Below are 22,904 nucleotides of genomic sequence, written 5' to 3' on the forward strand. Positions count from 1 at the left end.
AACCTCTTAAGCCGATGCCCCTAGGCGCGCTTTTTACTCTTTTTTAAACAGACCTTTTTTCTTGACTGCGCCATTTGCTTCTGTATCATCTTGGGCGTAATAGCTCGAGGAATAGTAGGTATTATAGTAACTGCCCGAATATCCGCCGTAATAACCAGACCGTTTGCCTTGTTTCAAACGATTAAACACAACACCCAAAAGGCGCACGCCGGTATGACTGACCTGTTCTTTAACTGCCGACACAACATCGCGGGGCGTCTTGCCAGGCACCAACACAAGCAAAACACCATCCACCAAACCCAGAAGCACCTGCGGATCAGACACCAGCATTGGTGGGGCATCGATAATAATGTAATCATATGATCCTGAAAGGTCGGCCAGCAGCTGCTTCATTTTTTCAGATCCAAGCAATTCGCTTGGATTGGCAGGAAGCCCGCCACTGGGCAAGAGATGCAAATCCGGCAGGTTTTCAAGGGTTTGCAGATAATCATTAATCTCAATCTTTTGTTCAGCTGCAAGGATATCGCTCAATCCAACGGTATTAGAAACGCCAGTATATTTGTGCACCCGCGGGCGGCGTAAGTCTGCGTCCATCAAAATCACTTTTTTTCCTGAATGAGACAGAATGGCAGCGAGATTGGAGGCAACCGTTGTCTTTCCCTCTCCAGGTCCGCCGCTGGTGACGATCAGACTCTTTATAGGTGTATCTTTGGCGGAGAATTCCAGGTTGGTACGCAAGGCACGGAAAGCTTCTGCTACCGGGGAACGCGGCGCGCGCGCAACATAGATACCTTCCCCATCCACTTCATTTTTATTATCCACCACGTAGCCGACCACCTTGGTGTTGAGCAGACTCTCCACATCCTCGCGGCCTTTAATCGCATCATCCGTCATGTCGCGCAAAAGAACAAAGCTCAAGGCAAGGATCAATCCGGCCACACCACCAAGCAGGGTATTCAAGCTGGTGCGCGGCTTCACAGGTCTTTCCGACGCGGCAGCCGGGCTGACTTGTTCAATGGTGGGAATGTTCTGTAATTTCTGATTTTTGATGTTCTCACGGCTGTTCAAGAGGTCAAGGTAGCGATTCTGGTATAGCTCCAAATTCTGCTTAAGGTTGTCGATCTCATTAGTGGAGCGTTTGATATCCTCCGTGCTGAGCAGGTTTGTATAAACATTCTGGTAGGACGTTAGCAGGGATTGCTGGGTCTTCAGGAAATTTTCCTTTTCCACGACCACGGAGTTAAAGTCACCCTCTGTGATCAACGGCTTGAGGAACTCGATCTCTTTTTGAGTATCTTCAATGCTCAGATGGGTCTTTTCGATCTGTCCTTCCAGATAAGTGATCTGGGTTTGGATGGAAGAAAGCAGGTTGGCATCCGCCTGTACCTGGGGATCGGTTAATTTGGTTTGCTGGTTCGCGAGTTGTGCGTTCAGGCGATCAAATTGCGCTTGTTGTTCCACCAGCAGGGATTCCTTTTCGCGCAGGCCAAAACGAGCGCCATACCAGGTCATGGTTCTGAGACGCTGCAGGTCCAGAGTGACCGCTTTAATGGCGCTGACCGTGGCATCAATATTGGTCTGGGCTTCGGCGATCTGCTTGACAAGCGCATCCGTTTTGGCTTCATCCAATTTGGCCTGCACATCTGCAATGCGCGTCTCCAGGTCTGCAATTTGGATATCCAGGCTTCTTTCCGCTTCGGAGTAGCGCCCGGCTTGCAGGGATTCGTTCTGCTCACCCAATACGATCACCATGGTATCGGCGATCAAGGCGGCGCGGGCCGGGTCGGTATCCTGCACATGCAACTGGATGACCTGGGTATTGGTCAACGCGGCAACTTTCACGTTTCCACTTATGACCGTATAACCCAGTCGTTCGGAGACAATTCCCAAAAATTCATTCAAGGTCAACATGCGTACATAGGTTTCAACCAGTTGGGTAAGATTCAGGGATTGCGAGATATCTCCAATGGTTTGCTGTGAATTGCGCGTTACGAGAATATTTGTGGTGGCTTCATAAACTGGTATTTGCTGACGAGAATAAAAATAAGCGGAAGCAACGCCTAGAACAGTCACCAAGATCAAAAGCCAAGCCCATCTTCGCAGGGCAGCAAAGAGTCTTTTAAAATCAATGGCATCATCAAGGTTTTCTTCAAAATCGTTTGACATACGTCCTCATTATTTAAGAACCAACTGGCAGATTGTTAGACTATATATATACCAAGTATTTGGCGGATTAAACTTCATTTTTTTAGTTGTACCGACTCTCAAGAAAAGAATGCAAGCAGATATTAAGGAAGGAAAAGTATTAACATTAAATTTTCCTAATATGCATTTTTTTCAAACAAAACGCTCTTGAATGTCTTAAAGATAATATATATATCCAACCAAAGCGACCAACGTTCGATATATTCACGGTCAAGGGAGGCGCGGCGTGAAAAAGTTGTTTCGCTGCGGCCAGAGACCTGCCAGAGACCTGTCATACCGGGCAGTACAAGCAGATAGTGGTTAATATATTCACCATAAATTTCGGTTTGGTCAATCATAATCGGCCGGGGACCCACCAAACTCATCTCACCGATGAGCACATTCCAAAGCTGGGGTAATTCATCAATGCTATATTTTCGCAGGAAACGGCCGACCCCGGTAATACGAGGGTCATTTTTCAATTTCTGGTATTTCATCCATTCTTCCTTTAAATGCGCATTCCTTTCCAATGCAGCTTCAAATAATTGGGCAGAATTATGGTGCATGGTACGAAGCTTGAATAAATGAAACTCAACACCGTTCTTGCCCACACGCGGCTGGCTGTAAATAACAGGGCCGGGCGAGACAAGTTTAATCAAGATGGCAGACAGCCCCATGAGCGGAGCAAAGATCACAATTCCCAAAAGGGATCCCAAAATATCCATAATACGTTTGGCGATCTGCGACGAACGACTTAATAGGTCGTTTTTTACCTGCAAGCCGATCACATTCAAAAAATCCAGCGTTTGCAGATTGGTAAGCGCGAAATTATCCGACTGGTCTTTTATGAGAATGACACGGTGAAATAGCATGCGATATTTTTCCGCAAGCTGGTGCGCATCTCCAATATCATTCATCAATACAAGGGCGGTCATGGAGGATAACTGGCGGGTCAATAATTTAATACGACCCGCAGGCTGGGTTTGCGACAGGGGATTAGCACTGCCCGCTTCCAATTGTTCACCGCTTACTATCTCAACGGGACGAATACCAACATGCAGGTTCACCCAAAAATAATCAAGCAATATCCTTCCCTTGTGCAGATCCCCGATGATCAGAGCCGGCTCACCCCAAAGCCTCCAACGGATCAGCAGCCTGCGGATCAGATAACGGCTTAATGCAATCAACCCCATGCTTAATAGCCCGGCTACCATCAGCACAAAACGCGAATCTATATTGGTAGTTTGCAGCAAGAATGTGAAAGCAATTAAGACGAGATAGGCAAGTGTCGTGCCGCTGACAATATGGCGAAGTTCTTCAACATAGTGAAAGCCGACTGCGGGGTACAGCCCTCTGTTATAAAACAAGATTAATAAAGTCAAGACCAACAGGAAAAACAATTCCTTATATTCAATACTTGCCAGCAGGTTATGAAAACCACGGATTTGGGCAGAAATGAAAAAAGCTATGAAAACGCTAAAAATATCCACGGCAAACAAACAGGCGGACATCCACAAACGCGCATGGGAATCAATAATGGAATTTCGAGTCTGAGCCTTTTCGTTTTTCAGAACGGGGGTTATTTTAATTTTCATCATGATAAATCATCTGAGTTTTTTCAATTCACTCCAATACAACAGATAAATTCTAACAGTAAAATTTGCTAAAAGGATATTTTTTCGGGGGTCAATTCCACATCAATTGCGCGAATTATTGAAAATGATCAGAGAGTTCACAGGCATGACATCTCTTTATAAAGAAAATTGAGAAAAGGAGAGTATTTGGATGAGAATAGCAGACTTTTTCAAAAAAAGCCACAAAAATCAGGATAGAAATAGGATGGTTTTTTTAAGTGAGATCCGCAGAGGCTTTTACTTCAAAATTGATAAAGATCACTCATAGGCCGTGCCATTTTTTTCATTCAATAATTTATTGAGATGCTCCAAAAAGCGCGATAAAACCAAGTCAGCAGCCCAATTTTCACACACATATTTACGCCCTTCCGCACCAAGCCGCCTGCGAAGTCCGGGAGAAGCTGCCAGCTTCAGAATCGCATCCATAAAGCCTGAGGCATCCTGCGGGTGAACCAAGTAACCCGCTTGACCAATGATACGCCCAAGTTCAGTGTTTTCAGCTGCGTTGGAAATGATCACTTTGCCGCTTGCCAGCATGCCTAGTAATTTGGAAGGCATAACCAGATCGGCAACATTTGCCTTCTGCGGCATAATGTGAAGGTCGGCTGTATTCAACAAGGAGTTAAGATTTTCAAGGGGTTGAATTGGAAGGCATTTTACGTTCGGCAGATGGTGAGTAGAACGGATCAGTTCGTCTCGAAAGGGGCCGTTACCGCAAAAGATGAAGATAATATCGGGATTCCCCTTAAGTTTATGGGCTGCATATACAAGGTCTTCGAGCCCTTGTTTTGCACCCATCGCGCCAGAATACAACACAACAATCTTATCGCTCGATATATTAAGGTCATTACGCAGCGTATCCTGGGGGTCGGAAATAGGAAATATCCGCCGCGTATCCACCCAATTTGGAAATAGAATAATCCGCTCAGAAAATATGCCTTTTTTCTCGAGGCTCTTAACCATTCCATTGGAAATCGTGGAAATTCGGTCAAAACGAAAATAAATCCATTTCTCCCATTGCGAAGCGAGCTTTATAAAGAACTGAAAAAAAGACAACATTCCCAAATTATTTGCGGCATCCAATTCAAAATCCTGGATATGAAGCCAGCACTTCGAACCACAAAGACGCGCTGTCAACCAGGCAATCGGGGCGCTGAACAGGGTGGGTATAACACAGATCACAAGGTCCGGTTTCCACAGGATTTGCGCCAACATAACCGGCAAACTGGATAATGCGAAAGATATCAAATGCGGAACACGGTTTAAGTTTGTCGGGCGGCGTGGAACCCAAAGAGGACACCGATAAAGGGTCATGTTGCGCGTCGATTCTTTAAAATACGCCCACCAGCGATATCTACCATCAATTTTCCATTCGGGGTAATAAGGCGGGGCAGTCACCACACGCAGATCAAAACCGGCTTGAACAAGGTAATCTGCAAGATCCCCTGTATATTTTCCGATGCCTACGAGCTCGGGGGAAAAGTTGAGCCCTAAAAGCAAAATACGTTTTGACATGCTATTTATTCACAACGCGATCCTTGACAGGAATCGCAGGGCTGCCATAACAAATTTTCCCGGCCGGCAGATCATGAAAAACCGCACTTCTTGATCCCACCACGCAACCATGGCCAATCGTCACGCCTGGGGCGATAAATACATCTGTCGCAACCCAAGCCTGATCGTGAACTGTGATCGGACGGGCATCAATATCAAAAGTCGGCTTGGTTGTATCGTGGCTGCCGGTACAAAGATATGAGCACTGAGATATCACCACATGATCGCCGATCTTGATCTCGCCCAGGGTATACAGTTCAACCCGGTCTCCAATCCACGAGTAATTCCCAATGGTAAGTTTCCATGGATAGGTCACCTGAACCGATGGGCGAATGAGAACTTTCTCCCCAATGTGTGATCCAAATAGGCGCAGTAAAAACCTCCGCCAGGCATACATGAACTGCGGAGACCAGGCGAATAAAGTTGATTGAACCAGCCACCAGAGTTGAACGATAAAAGCAGAACGCCCGCGGAATCCTGGGGGCAAAATAAATTGATCAAGCCTTTGATAATTTATATTTGATCTTTTTAGTAGTACAGAACGATGTTTATTATTTGTATTCAATATATTTCCAATTCTCATTAAATATTTCAAAATTAGTCAAGACAGGAATCAATTATTGTTTTTTACCTATGCTATAATAATTTTAAACTATCAGAATTCCAAATCAAAAAATCATTCATTGGTTTCCACAAATTAATGTCAGTGTATAACCGATAAATAAATTTCCCAAACGCCAAACATTCTTACATGAAAAGGAGTTTTTCGTCAATGCTATTGAAAAAGATAATTAATAGAACCATAAATACAATGCTTAGTATTAGCCCCGCTTTTTTTTTCATGATTAAGCTTCCATATTGGGGATTGGTAAATATTATAATCAGATGGTGGGGAAGTACAGGGTTACATTCGATAAGAGTAGGTGAATTTAAAGGTGGCGCCTCAAAAACCAGAAGTTCTTATCGCGAGGACATGCTATTAAAAACAATGATGCTGCTTCTTGATATTCGAGGGAAGTCTTGTCTAGATCTAGCATGCAATGACGGCTTTTGGAGTTTTCGACTGGCACGGCTGGGAGCGAAAAGTGTGAAGGGAATTGATATGAACAGAGATGTTCTTGTAAAAGCCAATTTTCTTAAGCATGTATATGATTACCCGGGATTTCGATTTGTCAAACAGGATATTTTCAACTTTCTTTCGAACAACAAGCGTGATTCCTTCGATATCATTTTGCTTTTAAGTGTACTTTACCATTTACCTAAAGGATCTAATTGGGAATTTTTTTTTAGCTCTTTATCCAAAATAAATAGTGAATGCCTGATCATTGACTCCAGATGGCATGAAGACATGTCATATTGGCCTGACCCAAAACAGGGGATTTTAAAAACAAAAAAAGGAATAATAAAAAAATGGCAGCCTACCAGAGCCGAGGTTATCAAACACCTTTATAATAGCGGGTATGAACACGTGGTGGAAGTTGACTCCACTGTTTTTATTCAAGATAAAGAAGGTGCATATGGAAATGGAGATCCTTACAGCTTAGAAAACATTTCAGATTATATGACAAACCACCGGTCTTTAATTTTCGCCTACAAGAAAAAGGATTTCATGCCTGCCGCGCTGGAAAAAATAAAAATTGAGAAAGCAGAAAGAGAAAAATGAGCATCCCACTTCTACTCATCCCGCCTCGCAAGAAAATACATCATATCCCCATCCATTTTACTGGTTAGTGTCGACCCAACCCATAATCTATTAATGAGCCTTCTTAGGGCAAACAACCTGTACCCTCCTGACATTTCACTTTTCAATGTCAATTCGAGGTTAAAAGCCTCGGCAGGAGTCTTCCTAATTCGGCGAATCCGATAATACGCATCACGAGCCATGATCTCCCACGGCGTATAAGATTTGGATCTAACCACCGACAGTCCGCCAGCTTCAATGGCTTTTTGGAGGGTCAGCGGAGAAAAATGACTGATATGCGTATGGGGAATCCATTTTGGAAAGCCAGGACCCAGCGACTGTGCCATGCGGCTGCGAAAATTGTCGGTTAGTATCAATACATATCCACCAGGCTTGACGTACTGCGTGATCTCGCGGATGAAACTGATCGGGTCAAGTATATGCTCGATTACCTCAAAGACTGTCACCAAATCGTATGATGCGATCTGTAATCCTGATTGATCGATAGGCAGATTGATAACGTTAAGTCCCAATTTCTTAACTGCATACTCCGCTTCCTGCTGGGATAGTTCGACGCCTGCTGCCTCAACTTTATACCGCTTCGTAAGGGCATCCAATAAAAAGCCATATCCTGTCCCTATATCGAGAACGCGCTTAACTCCCGTCATATCCACAAGCAGCGCTGTCACCCAGGCATTAATGGCAGCATTAACTACCTGCCCCTGCAAATGCCGCATGCTTCCGTAATTGTCTTGGTAATAGGAAAAGAGTTCTGCCGCAGACAGCACCCAGCCCGAATATAAAAAACTGCATTGGCTGCATTGAAGGACAGGGATTTCAGGAAATGCAATGTAAATGGCGCTTTGCAAAGATCCACAAAGGGGGCATTTACCACGGTCTTCTAATTTATTTTTATTCATATTTCAATCCCGTATTGGTCACGCAGAATGGATATTACCTTTTGCGGATCACCGCCGGCCTGTGCCTCCACTTCCATCACCTTAACATCCACCAATAAACGATACCAAAATCCCTGCATGAAATGCCAGATAAAGCCCTTGCTTCCATCCAGGAAACCGAGTTTTATAAAATAGCGATAAAAAAAATATAAAACAGACCTTAATCCCAACGGGAATTTCGAATATATTTTATCCTTCAAAATACGCTTCCAGCGAGCTTGTGGGTCCGCCATCTGCTTCAGCACTTCATCTTTTTTTTCTGAAAAATATTTGTTGATTAAAATATCCACCATCTCACGTGTAGCATAATGATTATGTTTATTAATCCAAAAAGTTATATCTTTAAGACTACTATCTGCGCTGTGTGATTTCAAAACAATTGTTTTTGCCTCAGTAGGAAGCACTATATGCTCATCCATCCAACGTTGTTCGATTCGCCCCTTCCCCGCGCGCCAGATCCTCAGCAAAGTAAGTGGATAAATACCTCCATGTTTGATCCATTTGCCCTTATAAATCACTTTTAATTTGATATATATCCCGCTTACAGTATCAGGCAAAGTCGGAATAACACCTAATATCTCTTCCTGCAAGCTGGACTCCAAATATTCATCTGCGTCAATTCGCATGATCCAACCAGCTTGAACGGCGCAATAGTCAAGCCCCCACTGGAACTGATCTGCATAGTTTTTCCATTTTCTTTGCACTACTTCCGCACCAAGCGACCTCGCAATATCCACTGTTTTATCCGTGGAAAATGAATCCACAACAACGATGCGCGTCGCAACAGGTTGAATTGATCGAATACATCTCTCAATATGAACTTCCTCGTTATTAGTCAATATAATTGCCACAATATGATCAAGGGTATGCGTGTTCATCGAAATTTCTCACTTTCTGTATTTCAATATCTTCGCTGGGACACCACCTACAATGGCCCAGTCTGGAACATTCCTGGTTACCACAGACCCAGCCGCAATAATACTGTGCGACCCCACGCTCACACCGGGGAGAATAATTGCATTCGTGCCAATCCAAACATCGTCTCCAATTTCAATTTTGGAAATCATCTCACCCTGGGAACGAATGGGGCTTGCAGTATCAGAAAAGATGTGATTCACGGTAATAAGTTGAACTCCAGATGCAATCAAAACATCATTTCCAATGATGGTGTCTCTTCTAATTTTGACGTCTTCGTCAATAAAGACGTTGTCACCTATCTCAATATGGGGGGATAAATGAATATTCTGCTGCAATATCACGTTTTTACCACACGACCTGATTGAGTGACGCATGAAAAAATAACGGAGTTTATGTAAACCAAATGAGTAGGGCGCGTAGGATGGGGGTAATTTCCTACCCACCGTCACATATAGAAAATAAAAAAACGATCTTTTGATATTCATCTTATTATGATAATTTGATCAACTGATAAGCTGCCAGCCATTTTTGACCGATCGTATCCCAACCATACCTATTCTTCACAAATTGACGAGCTTGTTCACCATATCGCAAGCGTTCAGACAATGACCAAGAAGCTGTTTTAGCAAGCGCCTGCGACAGTTGATCTTCATTTGAATCTACACGCAAACCGCCGCCTTGCTCCCAATCATGAAGACCAGTTGCATATGTTGTAATAGTCGGGGTGAAGAGCGCAGATGCCTCTAAATTCACCATCGAAATTACCTCGGAGAATGAGGGAACAACGACAACCCAGGCATTCTGCAATAAAGAATACTTTTCACTCCCATAAACCGGTCCAATGAATTGGACTCTGTCGCCAAGCTCGAGGTTTCTTGCCTGTTGACGCAGCTGCCTCCCATATTCCGGATCGTAGTCAGGTCCAGCAATGACTAAACGCCAATCATTCTGTAAATTCGCCCGATAAAAGGCGTTGATCAACAAGTCCACCCCCTTAACAGGGTGCAATCTGCCCAAAAACAAAAAGACTTTTTGAGGTTGTCCACCTAATTTGGGTAAATTAAAAAAATCTATGGCGTTAGGAATAAGAATCTGGGGGATTTTCGGCAATTCATAAGTTGCGACCTCAGATTCCATTTTTGTAATCACGTGAATATAAGCTACCTTTTTAAAAACGGGGAACATTAGGGTGTACCAATAAACACGTTTAACCATAGCATAAAGCAATCCCTTCTGTTTCCAGATCCAATCATCCAGCATCCCGTGCAAGCTTAATAAAACGGGAATACCAATTGTTTGCGCAGCTTTCACAGCCATACGCTGCACAAAAGTAAAAACGCCATGAACATGAACCACATCCGGCTCGAATCCAACCATTTCGTTGACAAAAAATCGATATAAACCAGGGTGCCACTGAAAGGGATTCCTAAAACTATTGACGGGTATTTTTTTTATATCCACTTCGATGTCAGAAATATCACCTACATTAACAACTAATATCCTACAGACAACATCGTGCGAACGAAGCCATTCATTTAGTTTTAAGATGACATGAGAAACGCCATAAAGTTCCTTACCAAATCCTTCGGAAATGATCAGGATTCGTATCTTGTTATTCATAAAAATATCCAAACCGGTCGAGTATTTTTATATCTTTTAGTGCGTCATGGACAGATTGTTTCAAGTGCCAATCCATTTGGTCCTTCCAGGCATGGATATGGCCTTTTCTAAAAGTAACCGTGCCCCCGTACAATTGCGACTGAATATTGCTCACCTTCTCATCATTATACGAAATACCAATATGCAACAAAACCGCTTCAATGGTTTCTCTTTGATATTCATCATCCCCGCCTCCCCGAGATCCAACCAAGTCTTCGTAGCGCACGACAAGCACGTCATCGCGCATTTCATACCAGCCTTGTGCGCGTAAAAAAATATCCCGCAGTCCGGTAACGTAAAGATCATTCAAATAACCGCCTGAAATCATTAAATTCAATCTTTTTTCAAAACTTAAACCACTCATATTTTTTTGAACAGCATTCCAATAATAGCCGGGTTCCACAATATAACTTGCCCACGAAGATAATAACGCGCATGGATGACGGATTACTTGAATTGTCTTAAAGTTTTCGAGCTTTAATATTTCATGGAAATGCCCTGAATATGCTGCGTGACCGGAAACATACCCCTTTGAATTTCTTAAATATCTTCTAAGCCATTTTTCTGACACAGTCACCGGTACATCCAAACCAAGAAAAACCGGAACATCCCCAATCGCAGTCCTGCGAAGAAAGTTTTTGACATATTTGTATCTTCCAAAATTGGCGGATGCACCAAGACTGTGCCCGGACCAATTCAGCCCGGCAAGTTCGACACATTTTTGCATTAAGTTCGTGCCTGATTTGGGAAGAGAATTTACCAAGATATTCATATGAAAATTCCTAAACTGGATAAGATAAAACCCTATTTACTATTATTCATTAAATAATTACCGCCAGAAATGGATCGCAATCAAAAATATGGTTTTAAAGAAAATCGCGGGGGTGGTAATTCCGAAAGTAGTCCAGATCTTTCGCCAAAATAAGAACATATCACCGTTTTTTCCAAGCCTCCCCATTCGGATTATTTTGAAGGTTTTTAAAACCCTTGCACAGAAATCGCGGTATATATTCACATTAGTCAATTCATGCTTTCTTAAGAGGTCTTGCATTGTGGACACGCAATTCCGATCATGTTCGACGCTGGTTAATCGAGAAACGCGTCTGGCCAACCAAATCGTGCCACTTCCAATACCAGATTCTAATCCAATATTTAAGTCCACCAAATAAGACTCAAGAATCGCATCGAGGTTTACCCAAATCTGGTTCATTGCCCTGCCCAGCCAGCGAAATGCATCGAATATACCCACATTCAAACCGCCAAGAGCAACACCCCGCCGTCTCAGTTTTTTTCTAGGCACCCCTTCCACACGCGCCACAATATGCAGGACCGGATCATCCAACAAGCCATGTAAGGCAGCCCAGGTATCGTATTGATGCACGGTAAAGTTACATTGCCAGTTAACGATCTTCATTGTATAAATTCGATAACCTCTTGCGCAGTTTTTGACCTTGAAAACCGATATGCCATATCCGTTTGATTTCGAGCCGCCATTTCCGCGGCAACATGGCGGTTTTGAGCCACCCAAATAAGCTTCTCGACCAGCGAGCCTGCCAGATCCTCCATATCATCCAGGAGCAGTATATTTTCCAAATTAAATATTTTCATTACATCGCTCGCGCTGGTGGATATGAGGAGCTGCCCATAACTAGTTATGTCCAATACCTTGGAAGGAAATGAGACATGAGCCAGAAGAAAGGCGCGGTCACGGATATTCAAGCCGATATGCACGCCCTGCATCATGTCATGGAAATCAGCCACAGACATATTTCCTTTGAATTCAACATACGCCCTGTCGAATTGTTCTGAAAAAGTCTTCAAGGATTCGGCCTGCGCCCCAAATCCTGTTATAAAAAATACATACTGACTGGCGATGAGCGGATAATCAGTATGAAGCCTAAAAACCGCCTCCATTATCGCAGCTGTCCCAGCCCCCTGCACCAAGGTGCCCCCAAACATCACCCGACGTTTACCCTCTTGCCAGTCTCTAAACGCGGTATTTATTTTTCTCAATGTGCCATAATAAGGCATTACTTTCTTGATGCGGGTCTCGCGGCGCAAATATTCACTGGCTATGAACGCGCCAGATGAGCAGGCATGATCAAAGACCTTGACCAATATCTGGTCTGATATTTTTTGGATCAGCCCGGGTTTACGGAACTCGCTACCGCCGTCTTCCAAGTCCAGGTAACATCTGGAACGTAACATAAGAATAGTAAAAAGCGCAAGTAAATATACCGGCCGCCGGTTGTAAATGATATAGACCGCGCGAGGATACCTTCGATACAGCCTGAGGACCCAACAGGCAAGGGAGAATGCAGAAAGCAGGTACCCAACCCAGGGAAAATAGTAAAAGGCCGCATAATAGACAGCTATACCGGATGATCTTACAACTTCAGGCCGGTGAAAAGAATGACTTTCCGCGTTCCCGTTTCTGCCGGCGCTCAAAATGGCCACGTTCTTCCAAGGTTTCAGGGAAAGGGAAAAATTCAATACCTTTTTGTTCGCCGCATAACTATATTCTTTTATGCCCCTTCGGGACGCGGTCTGAGAATCCAAATAATTAGACAGGTAAATAATTTCAATGCTCATGATCAACCGCTTTTCTCAACCTTACCCCGGAGAGAATAATCACCACCCCGATCATCACCGTCTTATCAAAACTAAAAATGGCGCCATTAAACATCGCCACCAAAAAGAAATATAACACCAGCAATGGATCACGCCGCAAACTGCGGACCAGGAGGAAAATGATAATAACGGCAGTCAGCCCAAAGGCAATAAATAAATTCATCAGTCCATTATCCAGCCCGGAAATATACGTCGATGAATCAATGCGAAAGAAAGTCCTCAATTCCGTAAGAGGGATCCCAAACAGGTTGATGCTGATCGCATCCTGAAGCAGCTTGAAAGGAGCCACCAGTCTGCCATAGGCGGAGTTATCGTTGAATATATTAACAATGCGGGAAAAGAATGAGACTCCGCCAGTGCGATAAATGCTAAAAACATCGAATACATCCAGGAAGATAAACAATAACGCCAGGCCGAAATTGGCAGCCAGAACCGCCCTAGTTATCCGCCGGCCGCCGCGGGTTGCCAAAAAATAATGGAGATAAAAAAGAACGCTGCCAGGCCAGCGACAGTCTGAGCCAGTAGGATGACCACAAAAGACAAAACAATCAGGAACCACTTGAGGCGGTTTTCTCGAAATCTTGTCAAGATCACAACATATAAGGACATCATGAAAAAACCAAGATAGGAAGGTTCGGCAAAGGTACCGACCGGTCTTACATTTGAATATCGAAAATCCAGAGCGTCGGGAAGGGTATTTTGACCTGCAATATAGTAGTCAGCGGGGATGTAATACATCGAACGACTCGGATAGCCGAGAAATTGCAACACGACCAGGACTGTGATCAACAACACCTCGGCAATGATCACCCGCTGTACCCACTTGTTGTAATAATCGGCCATGCGCGGTATCTTATTTATAAGCAAATAAAGCAGGAAAAACAGAATAAACTGGCGGCCGACATTCAAAAATGGGCGCAACACATCGTTAATCGGCAATAAAAAGACCGATAACTCCATCAACAGGAGCAAAAATAATCCCGGAAGAATTTTTTTTAGAAAAGTATTTATACCAACAAACTGGAACAACAGAATTAACGACAACACCTGCCAGGAAATATAATAGGTATAGCCTAGCTGTATGGCCGGCATCAACAAAAGAATAATGATCAGCGAAATTTTATGACGCGCTGGGTTTTTATGCAAAGAGCGGACCACTAATACTCCAATGATAAAATATTTTTGAGATCGGGGATTTTTTGAATATTGTAATAAATGGAACGCAAAGATAATACGCAACGGACTTCGCCAAACGCCATCCTGCCAAGATCTGCCACCCCCCCCTGCCATGGTCCGTGCAAAGAATCGATCTGCCTGGTCAGATCATCCAATGAATACCCGATCGCAGACAATCTATTCTCGCCAATCCAGCGGAGATAGTTTTTGCTCCATTTTTTTCTGACCGGATTCGATAAAATTGTCTTCCATTTTTGCAAAGGGGCAGTTGAGATGGTATGGTATTCCCTCGTTCCAGATTGATCACCTGCAGTACCTTTCAGCCGCACGTCAGAAAAGTTTGACAGAAAAGATGGTGAAAAATCCACGCCAATATAATTGAACATCTTTTTCGATTCCGCACCTGCATGTTCACCGACCAGGTTTTCATAATTGACCGCAATAACATTTGACTGGCTATTCTGATATGTCCTGATGAGATTATCAAGCCCGTGATAAATGTCCACTTTGTATTGCGATAAATTCCAACGGCCGCCGCCTGTCTCAATCATAGACGCAATAATCGAAAGGGGGTTTCTCCATAAAAAAATATAACGGGCATCGTCTCCAAAAATACTCATGATCTCATGGGCAAAGTTATGGTAACGAGGGGTTTTGTCGAGAAAATATTCCGCGCCCGGTACCGCAACCTGACCGTAAAGATTAAGGATAAAGCGCCTCACCTCCGCCCGATAGGTGGTTTCCTGATCGGGCAGTTTATTTATGAAATCACCAATGGCGTAAAATGCTGATAAGTGACTGTAATCGGCAAAAGTACCCTGGAGGCGGCGCGCAGCCAGCAATGGCAGCAAGATCCAGGGCTCTGAGACGGTGGAAATTTGTGCGCTGGAAGCCAGGATACGCTGAACCAGGGTTGACCCGCTGCGCGGAAGCGAAAATAAAAATATGGGTTTTATTTCTGAGACCATACAGTTCCCTGCCAAGTTAACCTAGTAATGAATACACGCTCATATGTGTCCAAATACCGACTTTCCTTTTTACCAAAGCAAGCATGAAAAAGTTCTGCACAATCATACCAGATGCAGCTGCCAATGCCGGACCGGTGGCACCCAGGTATCGCACCAATAAAAAAGAGCCGACCACAGTCACCCCGCCGCCAAGAAATGTGGCTGCCATTAATAATCGTTGATGACCGGTCAAGATCAATACCAGGCCGCTGGAACCAGCCCAGACATTAAAAAACTGCCCGACACATAAGATGGCAAGGATCCGCGCCCCGGCGCGGTAATATTCCCCATAAATCAATCCGAGAATATCCCCGCTCCAGAAAAAAACGGCAATAAAGATAAAAAGGGACGGCACGCCAACCATGGTAATTATTTTCCTGAGCCTGCGTTCCAATCCGTGGATATCCCCGAGTGTATACATTTCAACGATCATGGGCGGGACGATGGCATTTACGAGCATAAGCGGAGCAACCACGATAACTAGAAGCCGCGAAGCCGCGCCATATATGGCAACATCTGCCTGGGAGGAATAGCCCCCCACGATCCAAAGATCTGCCTGAGTCAGGAAGAAAAGTATTATATTGGTCACCCACAATGGCCAGGAGGTCATCAGGATGTGTTTCAAATCCAAGCCACTATTTTCCAGAGGAATATCTTTCATTGGAAGGATTTTTCGTAAAAGCAGGAATAGCCCCAAAACTGTGCTGGCTCCGCCCGCCAGTATAGTTGCTTTAACGATCAGCTGATAGCCGCTGTGCATCCCTGACACCCAGATAACCACAAGGATCGCAAGCATGAAAAGTTTCGGGCTTAAACTACCCAAAATGGTCGCGAGTTTAATATCATTAAACCCGCGGAAGATCTCACCCAGAAGACGCTGAAAAACATTAAAAGCTATCCAAAAAGGGAAGAGCCAAATAACCGAATTGATCAGTTCCGAATGGAATACCTGTGCCGCGTTCCACTTCCACCCTGTCAATATTAATATGACACAGGAGACGATACCTGTACTGGCCGCGGCTATCTTTAGAACCCATAAGGCCGCGAAGCGGACCCTGCCCCACTGTTTTCTAGCAAGAGCCTCGCCAATCAATTGGATGACAACCTGAGGCAAACCAAACAATGCAAATATTGACGCAAATGAAACCAAGCTGAGAGCCAGAAAATAAGTACCCAATTCATCAGGCGTGGTCAGGCGGGCCAATAGCATATTTACAGAAATGCTGGAGAAAAAAAGAATGACCTGTCCTGCAGCTGCCCATGCCCCCCCACTTAACATCCTGCGCTTTGTATCAGAATTCCCAAGGAATACTTCCACCTGATCGAATATCTTCAAGATTAATGGGCGCAACGCCATTATAGCACCACCCCAATGGTCAATGTTTGGCTGTCAGTGAAGTTCCGCTTTATCATTTTTAAATTATCCAGGAGTGAATGGAAAAGCGCGGCGCTTTTGCAATACGCTCCATGACCAAACCCATCCTAAAAAATGGACTGAATCCGAACGCTCCAAGTTGTTTCACCAAACCCAAGTTTATAAACCCATCCCTTAAATACAAAAAAAATATAACCAACCACCTGTTTCGATCCAATGGATAATTAAAAATAAATTCTATACTGTTAAAAAATCGCATCGCATCCTGCCGCGGAAAATATCCATCTTCAATAAGAAGGATCCCAAACCCATTCCGGCCGAAATAAAATTAAAACTGCGCCGGCTGATTAAGTTTAAATTATATCAGGTGACGGATATGAAAAGGTCTGTCAGGGATAACCCTGACAGACCTTTTTTCATACTCCCGAATAGTTCCGGGAAAACCATATTTCTTTTCTATGGCAGTGTTGTAAATCTCCAGAAAGTAGTTGCTGAGTTATTGGCGTAAGTAAAACCGCCTGCGTAGACCGCGCGAACATGCCAGTAGTAGATGGTATTACCTGTCAAGGTCGGTAAGGTAACGTTTCTGGTGGTGCCAGTACTCGTCCAGGTACCATTACAGGCATTATTGTTGCTCGTATCGTAGCAGTATTGATAGGTTACCGTGCCTGCATTTGCACCGGAACTGATACTCCACGTCAGAGTGGGAGTTCTCGATACACCAGTTGCTTCGTTGGCCGGTGCCGACCTTGTGAAGTTACCGGGGACTGTCGAGAATGACCACCAGGTACCGCCATTCGCCTCTGTAGTTCCATAGGCGTTGGTGGTGCGCACCTGCCAGTAGTAGGTCTGGCCGTTGACCAACCCAGCGGGCGAGTAGGTCAGAACGTTGGCAAGCGGGGTCCAGGCGGTATCGCAGGTCGTGTTGTTGACCGTGTCAATACAAACATCGTAAGCGGTTGCGCCGAGGCTCGCCGACCAGGTAAGCGCCTGATTCAAGGGCCGTCCAGTTGAGGCATTGGTCGGGCCGGACTTGTTGAAGGCAGCCGGGAAGCCGTTGGAAGTCGTAAAACGGTACCAAGCGCTGAGGCCATTGGCATAAGTAAAGCCGCCATCGTAGACCGCGCGAACCTGCCAGTAATAGGTCGTGGTGGGATTCAAAGTGAGCGCCACATTCCTGACCGTGCCTGTGCTGTACCAGCCACCGCCAACATCGGTTGTGCCCGGAATTGTGAGGGCATTGGCCGGGGTACAGGTATTGTCATTACTGGTATCTACACAAACCTGATAGGTCACTGTTCCGGCATTCGCACCGGAGCTGGTGCTCCAGGACAAGATCTGTGCCAGGGCTCGGTTTGTCGCAGCGTTGGCGGGCGATGACTTAGTAAAGTTACCAGAGGCCGTTGAGAAGGACCACCAGGTATCTGCATCGGCGGGAGTCGTACCATCCGTGTTGATTGCGCGTACCTGCCAGTAGTAGGTCTGTCCGGTCACTAATCCGGCCGGGGCGGCGGTCAAAGCGGTTCCAACATTCGTCCATCCACCGGGGGCATCACAGGTTGTATTGGCGCCGTTCGTGTCTACACAATATTCGTAGGAATCTGCGCCAACGCTTGCCTCCCAAGAGAGGGTCTGATTGGTGGGTCGAGCTGTTGACAGGGTAGCAGGGGCGGACTTGCTGAATTCAGCAGGTGAAGTCAAGCCCACTTTGAGCGGTATTGAAGTGGTATCCCCGGAAGCGTTATAGGCAACCACCTTATAGCTGTATGCACCCAAGGCTGAAGTCGTATTATCCACAAAACTGGTCTGGTTTGCAACTCCACTTCCAAGTAAAGTGTATGGTCCAGGAACGCCGGCCGTATAGACTGCACGATAGATCTGATAACCGATCTCGCTCTTGGGAAGACCCCAAGTTGTGGGCCAAGTCGCGGGGAGGGTATAGTCCACGGGCGTGCCGTCGGTCCAATTAATGGTGATATTACCGCCAAGCGAACCCGTAAAGCTTAATACAGGCGCATCCGGCAGGGTGGTCGGGACAATGACCTTGACCGGGCGCATCATGTCCATTTCTTCATGGCTCAAGATGTGGCAGTGGAAAACGTATTCCCAGCCGAAGTTGAACACTTCATTGGAAACCAGACCGCCGTTGGTAGGCCAGTTAAGATAATTTACCGCCGGTATTGCATTTCCATTCACCCAGATATTGCTGAAACCTGCTTCCAGACCCAAATTCGTATTTGGATCTCCTTGGGCGTGCAGAGGCATCATGGGATTCAGGACGCGCTTGCTCTCGGGCAGGCCGAAGGGCAGCTTGGGTATGATCGGGCGCACAGCCACGATGGTGTCCTGGAGCGGGTTAATGCGTAGAGTGTCTTTCCAGCCGAGCTCATTTCCAGCCGGCGGTTGGACAATATTGTCCCAGGAGACGCGGTTAAGCACCTGAACATCGTAAAGATGGAAATGGATCGGGTGGGTATCCACGCCGTTATGCGTGATCTTCCAGATCTGAGTGCCATCCGCGGCGGAAGAAATGGGGGTCACATCAAAGCTATTTGAATTGGTAGCGCTGAGAACCTCGGTAGGCGGACTGACATAGGGATACAAAATAATATTCTGCAGGAGCGGCGTGGCGCCGGGAGCTTCAAGACCGAGGTTGGCGGTCATGCGTCCAAACTCATCGAAGCTGGCAGAGTTCATTTCATCGTGAATGGACTTCGGTTCAAAACCGATCTCCAATTGAGGACCATTCCCATCTTTCAATGAGCCAAGCGTATCAAACTTGAAGGGCGTGCCAAATGTATCCGCGGGTCTGCCAATTGACAGATCCTCGGCCCGTCCGTTCTGTTCCATAATACGCGCGTACCCATCGCATTTGGCAGTTGGGTTGGGGCTGGCGTCACTGCACCAACCGCTGCTCACAAAGCTGGTGCCATAGGCGGAGTTATAGGAAGATTGACCCACGATGATCGGGTTCTGACCAGACTCGAACACACCAGAGCCATCAGGTTGATGCTTGAAGGCGTTCTGAAGGACGGCTAATCTGTCCGTTGTGGTGTTGGTCGGAGAATCGAACTGTACTGCGGCGGTCGCGGTCGAGATCTTGACCTGCATGATGGTGCGGGTGTTGGGACCGTAGCCGGGCAGCACGCTGGGAACGCCAACAGGAGAGAGGTCAGGAGCGCCGGTATAGTAATCATAGCTGGGCACGCGGGCCGGGAAGGCAGCCGGGGCATCGTTATAAAGGATGAGGGTCTTGCCGCGGAATCTTGAGAAGTCCACGATCACGTCAGCGCGTTCAGCCGGCGCGAGGATCAAAGAACCGTAATCCACATTACCAACATCGAAACGGGTCGGGTCAGTGACCCAGACGGTCGGGCTGGCGGGAATGACCACAGGAGCGGGCAGGAAGCCGCCTTCAGAACCGATCTGGATCCAGTTCGGGCCCTTCGGGCTCCAGGTGGTATCGGGGGTCGGGAAGATAACCGGGTCGTTCTGCGCGGCGGCGAGCTCGGCGGGGTTCAAAGCAACTTCGCTAAGGGTGCCAGTGCGCGGATCGGCAACATACCAGGAGAGATTCCAGAAGCGGTCATTGGCAGCGTTCAAGATGCGGAAGCGGTAGGCTTTCGGCTGCAAGGTAGTGGTCGGGTAGACGGTGCCATTAACGAGGGGTGTATCGTTGAAGGCTTCCATACCGACCGAGACGTTCGGGGTTCCAGGAATCTGGGCCGGTTCACAGAACGGATCGGATTTGTACTGCCAGGTGTTTGGATCGTCAATGGTACAAGGAACCGCTAGATCAGTATCCCAGTCATCAGCATTACCCGAAATGTTATCTACACCATCCGGATCCTTGCCATAATATGGGTTGGGGATCGGGGCGTACTTGGCATCTCCGGCGGGAGGCCAGAACCACGGACCGTACATCCAGCGTCCAAAACCGCTCATACCAGAGACGTCACCCGGGTTTTGAGCCGGCATATAAACATGCGGAGCCCAAAGACTGCCGGTGCCGCCCCAGCGCTCAGATTGCCAGGTGGGATCCTGTTCCAGGATCTTGTCTGAAACAAAGGTCTTGTCCTGAATGATCAACGGGGTACCAATGCCCAGATCTTTAAAGAGGGCTGTATTGGTAAGTGGATCAAGAGGAGTATCGTCAACAAACAACTTCTGCTCGGTGTCATCGGTGATGACATAACCAGCGGCTTCACCAGCATAGACGTTCAGGCGGGTGATACCCCAGGCATGGTCATGATAGAACATCAAGCGCGCGCTCTGCTGGTTGGTGTAGAAGAAGGTCTGGCAACCGTCGTCAGCGGGGCTGCACAGGTTCATATCCGGCACATTCTTAACGCTCACACCTTCAGGATAGTCGGTGGCTTCGTCGGCAGGAGTGATCCACTGGTGCGGAGTGCCATCGCTGATCCATGGAGTGATGCCGCCGTGCAAATGAAGGGTGGCGCGGTTCTCTGCGAAGCAGTCATTCGGCTTAATGCCGGGTTCTCCGCAAAGTGGATTGCGAACAAGGTCGGTCACGGATTCCTGGTTTTCAAGGGGGTCCATTTCGACCACATTATTGGCATCGAGGGTCATCGCGTTCGGCCCTTCGCCGGCGCCCATCAGGGTGCTGTCAACCGGCAGGAAGAGGTTGCCAGCTTCACCGGTCGGGAGCAGGTTGCGGAACACGATACGCACCGGCCTGTCCTTGGTGGCGATGATCGTGGGTCCCAGATAATGCGGGTTGGTGACGCCCGTGTACCCAACGATGGGAGCACTGGCAGCGAGCGGATCGACGTTCGCATTGGATAAAGCGACCTGTCCGCCCTGAACGGAGCCAGACGAGAGCTGGACGTAACCACGCAGAAGGGTGGCGGGCAGTTGGGAGCTGAACTTCATGCGATACTGCACCAGCCCGATCTCATAATAGTCGGTACCGGGGTAGGTATTTATATCGGGAACACCAACAGGGATCTGCTTGGAGGTAGGACTAGAAGAACAAGTACCCCATTGGCCTGCTGTGGCACTGGGGGTGCAAAGTCCGGGAAGGGGATCGATGAACTTCTTAAGGCCCGGGGTGAGGTAACCGGCGCCCTTGGAGTGACAGTGATCTTTGTGACACTACCGAGGTCGGAGAGATTCGCAGTGGCGCTCGCGTCTGCTCCGAAACCGGTCGGGTCGGTGATTTCCACCAACGGGGCGGTGTCGTAGCCCGCGCTGCCGCAGGTGACATCAATGCGGTCAACGCTGATGGTCGAAGTCACAACGGCGGGGAGGCCTCCAACAGGAGGATTGTTCCCATCGTCAATTCTGACGGTCGGGGCAGTCTTATAACCGGAGCCTGGGTTGACCACAAACACGCCGGTGATAGACCCGTTGGCCATATCCGCAACGCCTTGCGCCTGAATACCATTGGGGTCGTCCGGCAAGCCAAACACAACGATCGGCTCGATCACATAACCATCGCCAGGATCAGCAAGGAAAACAGAGTCAACGCCGCCATATGCCTCGGCTGTGGCATCAACACAAATGCCACCATTCGGGGTGCCGCCGCTGATGGTCACAACCGGGGCGGTATAACCAAAACCAACACTGTCGACGGTGATGCTGCTAAGCACGCCGAGTGAGATCTCGGCATTCGCAACCGCCGGGGTTGTGGGCATTCCGGGTGTTGTAGAAGTGATGGCAACGCTCGGAGCCAGGGTATAGCCAGTGCCGGGGCTGGTGATGGTAACGCCAGAAATCACGCCGGTCCTTGGGTCAACGCTGGCGGTAGCTTCCGCGTCCACAATCGCGCCGGGATCCGGTTCACCCAAGTTTGGTGTGATCGTAACGACCGCGTCAGCCAAAACCTGGGGGCTATTGGCCCAGTTCGGGTAGGGTCCGAAGTAGTGCGGGACCAAGGTCTCGTCCACCGGGTCAATGGGGGCCGCAGCGGGCGCTTCGGGAATGGTAATTTCCTCGATCGCCTTTTCAACTGGAGCCGGGGCTTGTTCAAGCGCCTGAACGGGGAAAAAGCCGCCCAGCACCAGGGAGGTGATCACAAGGATCGCAAGAACAAGGTTTGAAAATTTTTGTCTAGCCATTGTATTCTCCTTTTTTAATCTTTTGATATTACTTGGATGAAAAAAA

18 protein-coding genes are annotated in these 22,904 nt (G+C 47.0%); 1 reads left to right on the forward strand and 17 read right to left on the reverse strand.

Annotated features, from left to right (window positions below; genetic code table 11):
- Positions 1-33: 33 nt before the first annotated feature.
- From IPL17_RS02475 to IPL17_RS02490, 4 genes are all read right to left on the reverse strand, one after another.
- Positions 34-2,166 (reverse strand): polysaccharide biosynthesis tyrosine autokinase, encoded by a 2,133-nt coding sequence (locus IPL17_RS02475; protein ID WP_345305494.1) that lies wholly within the window; start codon positions 2,164-2,166, stop codon positions 34-36.
- Positions 2,167-2,321: 155 nt separating this feature from the next.
- Positions 2,322-3,779 (reverse strand): undecaprenyl-phosphate galactose phosphotransferase WbaP, encoded by a 1,458-nt coding sequence (gene wbaP, locus IPL17_RS02480; protein WP_345305495.1) that lies wholly within the window; start codon positions 3,777-3,779, stop codon positions 2,322-2,324.
- Between the two features lie 297 nt (positions 3,780-4,076).
- The gene (locus IPL17_RS02485) at positions 4,077-5,333 is read right to left on the reverse strand and encodes a glycosyltransferase WbuB (RefSeq protein WP_345305496.1); all 1,257 of its coding nucleotides are present in this window, start codon (positions 5,331-5,333) and stop codon (positions 4,077-4,079) included.
- A 1-nt stretch (position 5,334) separates the two neighbouring features.
- A complete protein-coding gene (locus IPL17_RS02490; RefSeq protein ID WP_345305588.1) occupies positions 5,335-5,889 on the reverse strand; it encodes a putative colanic acid biosynthesis acetyltransferase in 555 nt (184 codons plus the stop codon).
- Between the two features lie 255 nt (positions 5,890-6,144).
- Between IPL17_RS02490 and IPL17_RS02495 the strand changes: the two genes are divergently transcribed.
- Positions 6,145-7,035 carry a methyltransferase domain-containing protein gene (locus IPL17_RS02495; protein ID WP_345305497.1) on the forward strand — a complete coding sequence of 297 codons (891 nt, stop codon included), beginning with the start codon at positions 6,145-6,147 and terminating at the stop codon, positions 7,033-7,035.
- An 11-nt stretch (positions 7,036-7,046) separates the two neighbouring features.
- On the opposite strand, the gene IPL17_RS02500 is transcribed toward IPL17_RS02495, so the two are convergent.
- From IPL17_RS02500 to IPL17_RS02560, 13 genes are all read right to left on the reverse strand, one after another.
- Positions 7,047-7,973 carry a class I SAM-dependent methyltransferase gene (locus IPL17_RS02500; RefSeq protein WP_345305498.1) on the reverse strand — a complete coding sequence of 309 codons (927 nt, stop codon included), beginning with the start codon at positions 7,971-7,973 and terminating at the stop codon, positions 7,047-7,049.
- Positions 7,970-8,890 (reverse strand): glycosyltransferase family 2 protein, encoded by a 921-nt coding sequence (locus tag IPL17_RS02505; RefSeq protein WP_345305499.1) that lies wholly within the window; start codon positions 8,888-8,890, stop codon positions 7,970-7,972. The genes IPL17_RS02500 and IPL17_RS02505 overlap by 4 nt, the downstream gene beginning before the upstream one ends.
- A 9-nt stretch (positions 8,891-8,899) precedes the next feature.
- Positions 8,900-9,265: an acyltransferase gene (locus tag IPL17_RS02510; RefSeq protein WP_345305500.1), complete on the reverse strand. Its 366-nt coding sequence runs from the start codon at positions 9,263-9,265 to the stop codon at positions 8,900-8,902.
- Between the two features lie 154 nt (positions 9,266-9,419).
- Positions 9,420-10,550, reverse strand: coding sequence for a glycosyltransferase (locus IPL17_RS02515; protein ID WP_345305501.1), 1,131 nt, complete (start codon positions 10,548-10,550; stop codon positions 9,420-9,422).
- Entirely contained in the window at positions 10,543-11,361 is an 819-nt protein-coding gene (locus IPL17_RS02520; RefSeq protein WP_345305502.1) for a sulfotransferase domain-containing protein, read from the reverse strand. The genes IPL17_RS02515 and IPL17_RS02520 overlap by 8 nt, the downstream gene beginning before the upstream one ends.
- Positions 11,362-11,418: 57 nt before the next feature.
- On the reverse strand, positions 11,419-12,003 hold the full coding sequence (locus IPL17_RS02525) for a hypothetical protein (RefSeq protein WP_345305503.1): 585 nt from the start codon (positions 12,001-12,003) through the stop codon (positions 11,419-11,421).
- Positions 12,000-12,797: a hypothetical protein gene (locus IPL17_RS02530; RefSeq protein ID WP_345305504.1), complete on the reverse strand. Its 798-nt coding sequence runs from the start codon at positions 12,795-12,797 to the stop codon at positions 12,000-12,002. The genes IPL17_RS02525 and IPL17_RS02530 overlap by 4 nt, the downstream gene beginning before the upstream one ends.
- Positions 12,798-13,170: 373 nt before the next feature.
- Complete coding sequence (locus IPL17_RS02535) at positions 13,171-13,689, reverse strand: hypothetical protein (protein ID WP_345305505.1); 519 nt, start codon at positions 13,687-13,689, stop codon at positions 13,171-13,173.
- Entirely contained in the window at positions 13,662-14,378 is a 717-nt protein-coding gene (locus IPL17_RS02540; RefSeq protein ID WP_345305506.1) for a hypothetical protein, read from the reverse strand. Before IPL17_RS02540 ends, IPL17_RS02535 begins: the two co-directional genes overlap by 28 nt.
- The gene (locus tag IPL17_RS02545; RefSeq protein ID WP_345305507.1) at positions 14,378-15,364 is read right to left on the reverse strand and encodes a sulfotransferase; all 987 of its coding nucleotides are present in this window, start codon (positions 15,362-15,364) and stop codon (positions 14,378-14,380) included. The genes IPL17_RS02540 and IPL17_RS02545 overlap by 1 nt, the downstream gene beginning before the upstream one ends.
- A gap of 16 nt (positions 15,365-15,380) precedes the next feature.
- On the reverse strand, positions 15,381-16,739 hold the full coding sequence (locus tag IPL17_RS02550) for an oligosaccharide flippase family protein (RefSeq protein WP_345305508.1): 1,359 nt from the start codon (positions 16,737-16,739) through the stop codon (positions 15,381-15,383).
- A 495-nt stretch (positions 16,740-17,234) separates the two neighbouring features.
- The gene (locus tag IPL17_RS02555; protein ID WP_345305509.1) at positions 17,235-21,671 is read right to left on the reverse strand and encodes a multicopper oxidase domain-containing protein; all 4,437 of its coding nucleotides are present in this window, start codon (positions 21,669-21,671) and stop codon (positions 17,235-17,237) included.
- Between the two features lie 50 nt (positions 21,672-21,721).
- Complete coding sequence (locus IPL17_RS02560; RefSeq protein ID WP_345305510.1) at positions 21,722-22,858, reverse strand: hypothetical protein; 1,137 nt, start codon at positions 22,856-22,858, stop codon at positions 21,722-21,724.
- Positions 22,859-22,904: the final 46 nt, after the last annotated feature.

It is taken from the genome of Candidatus Villigracilis saccharophilus, assembly GCF_016711665.1.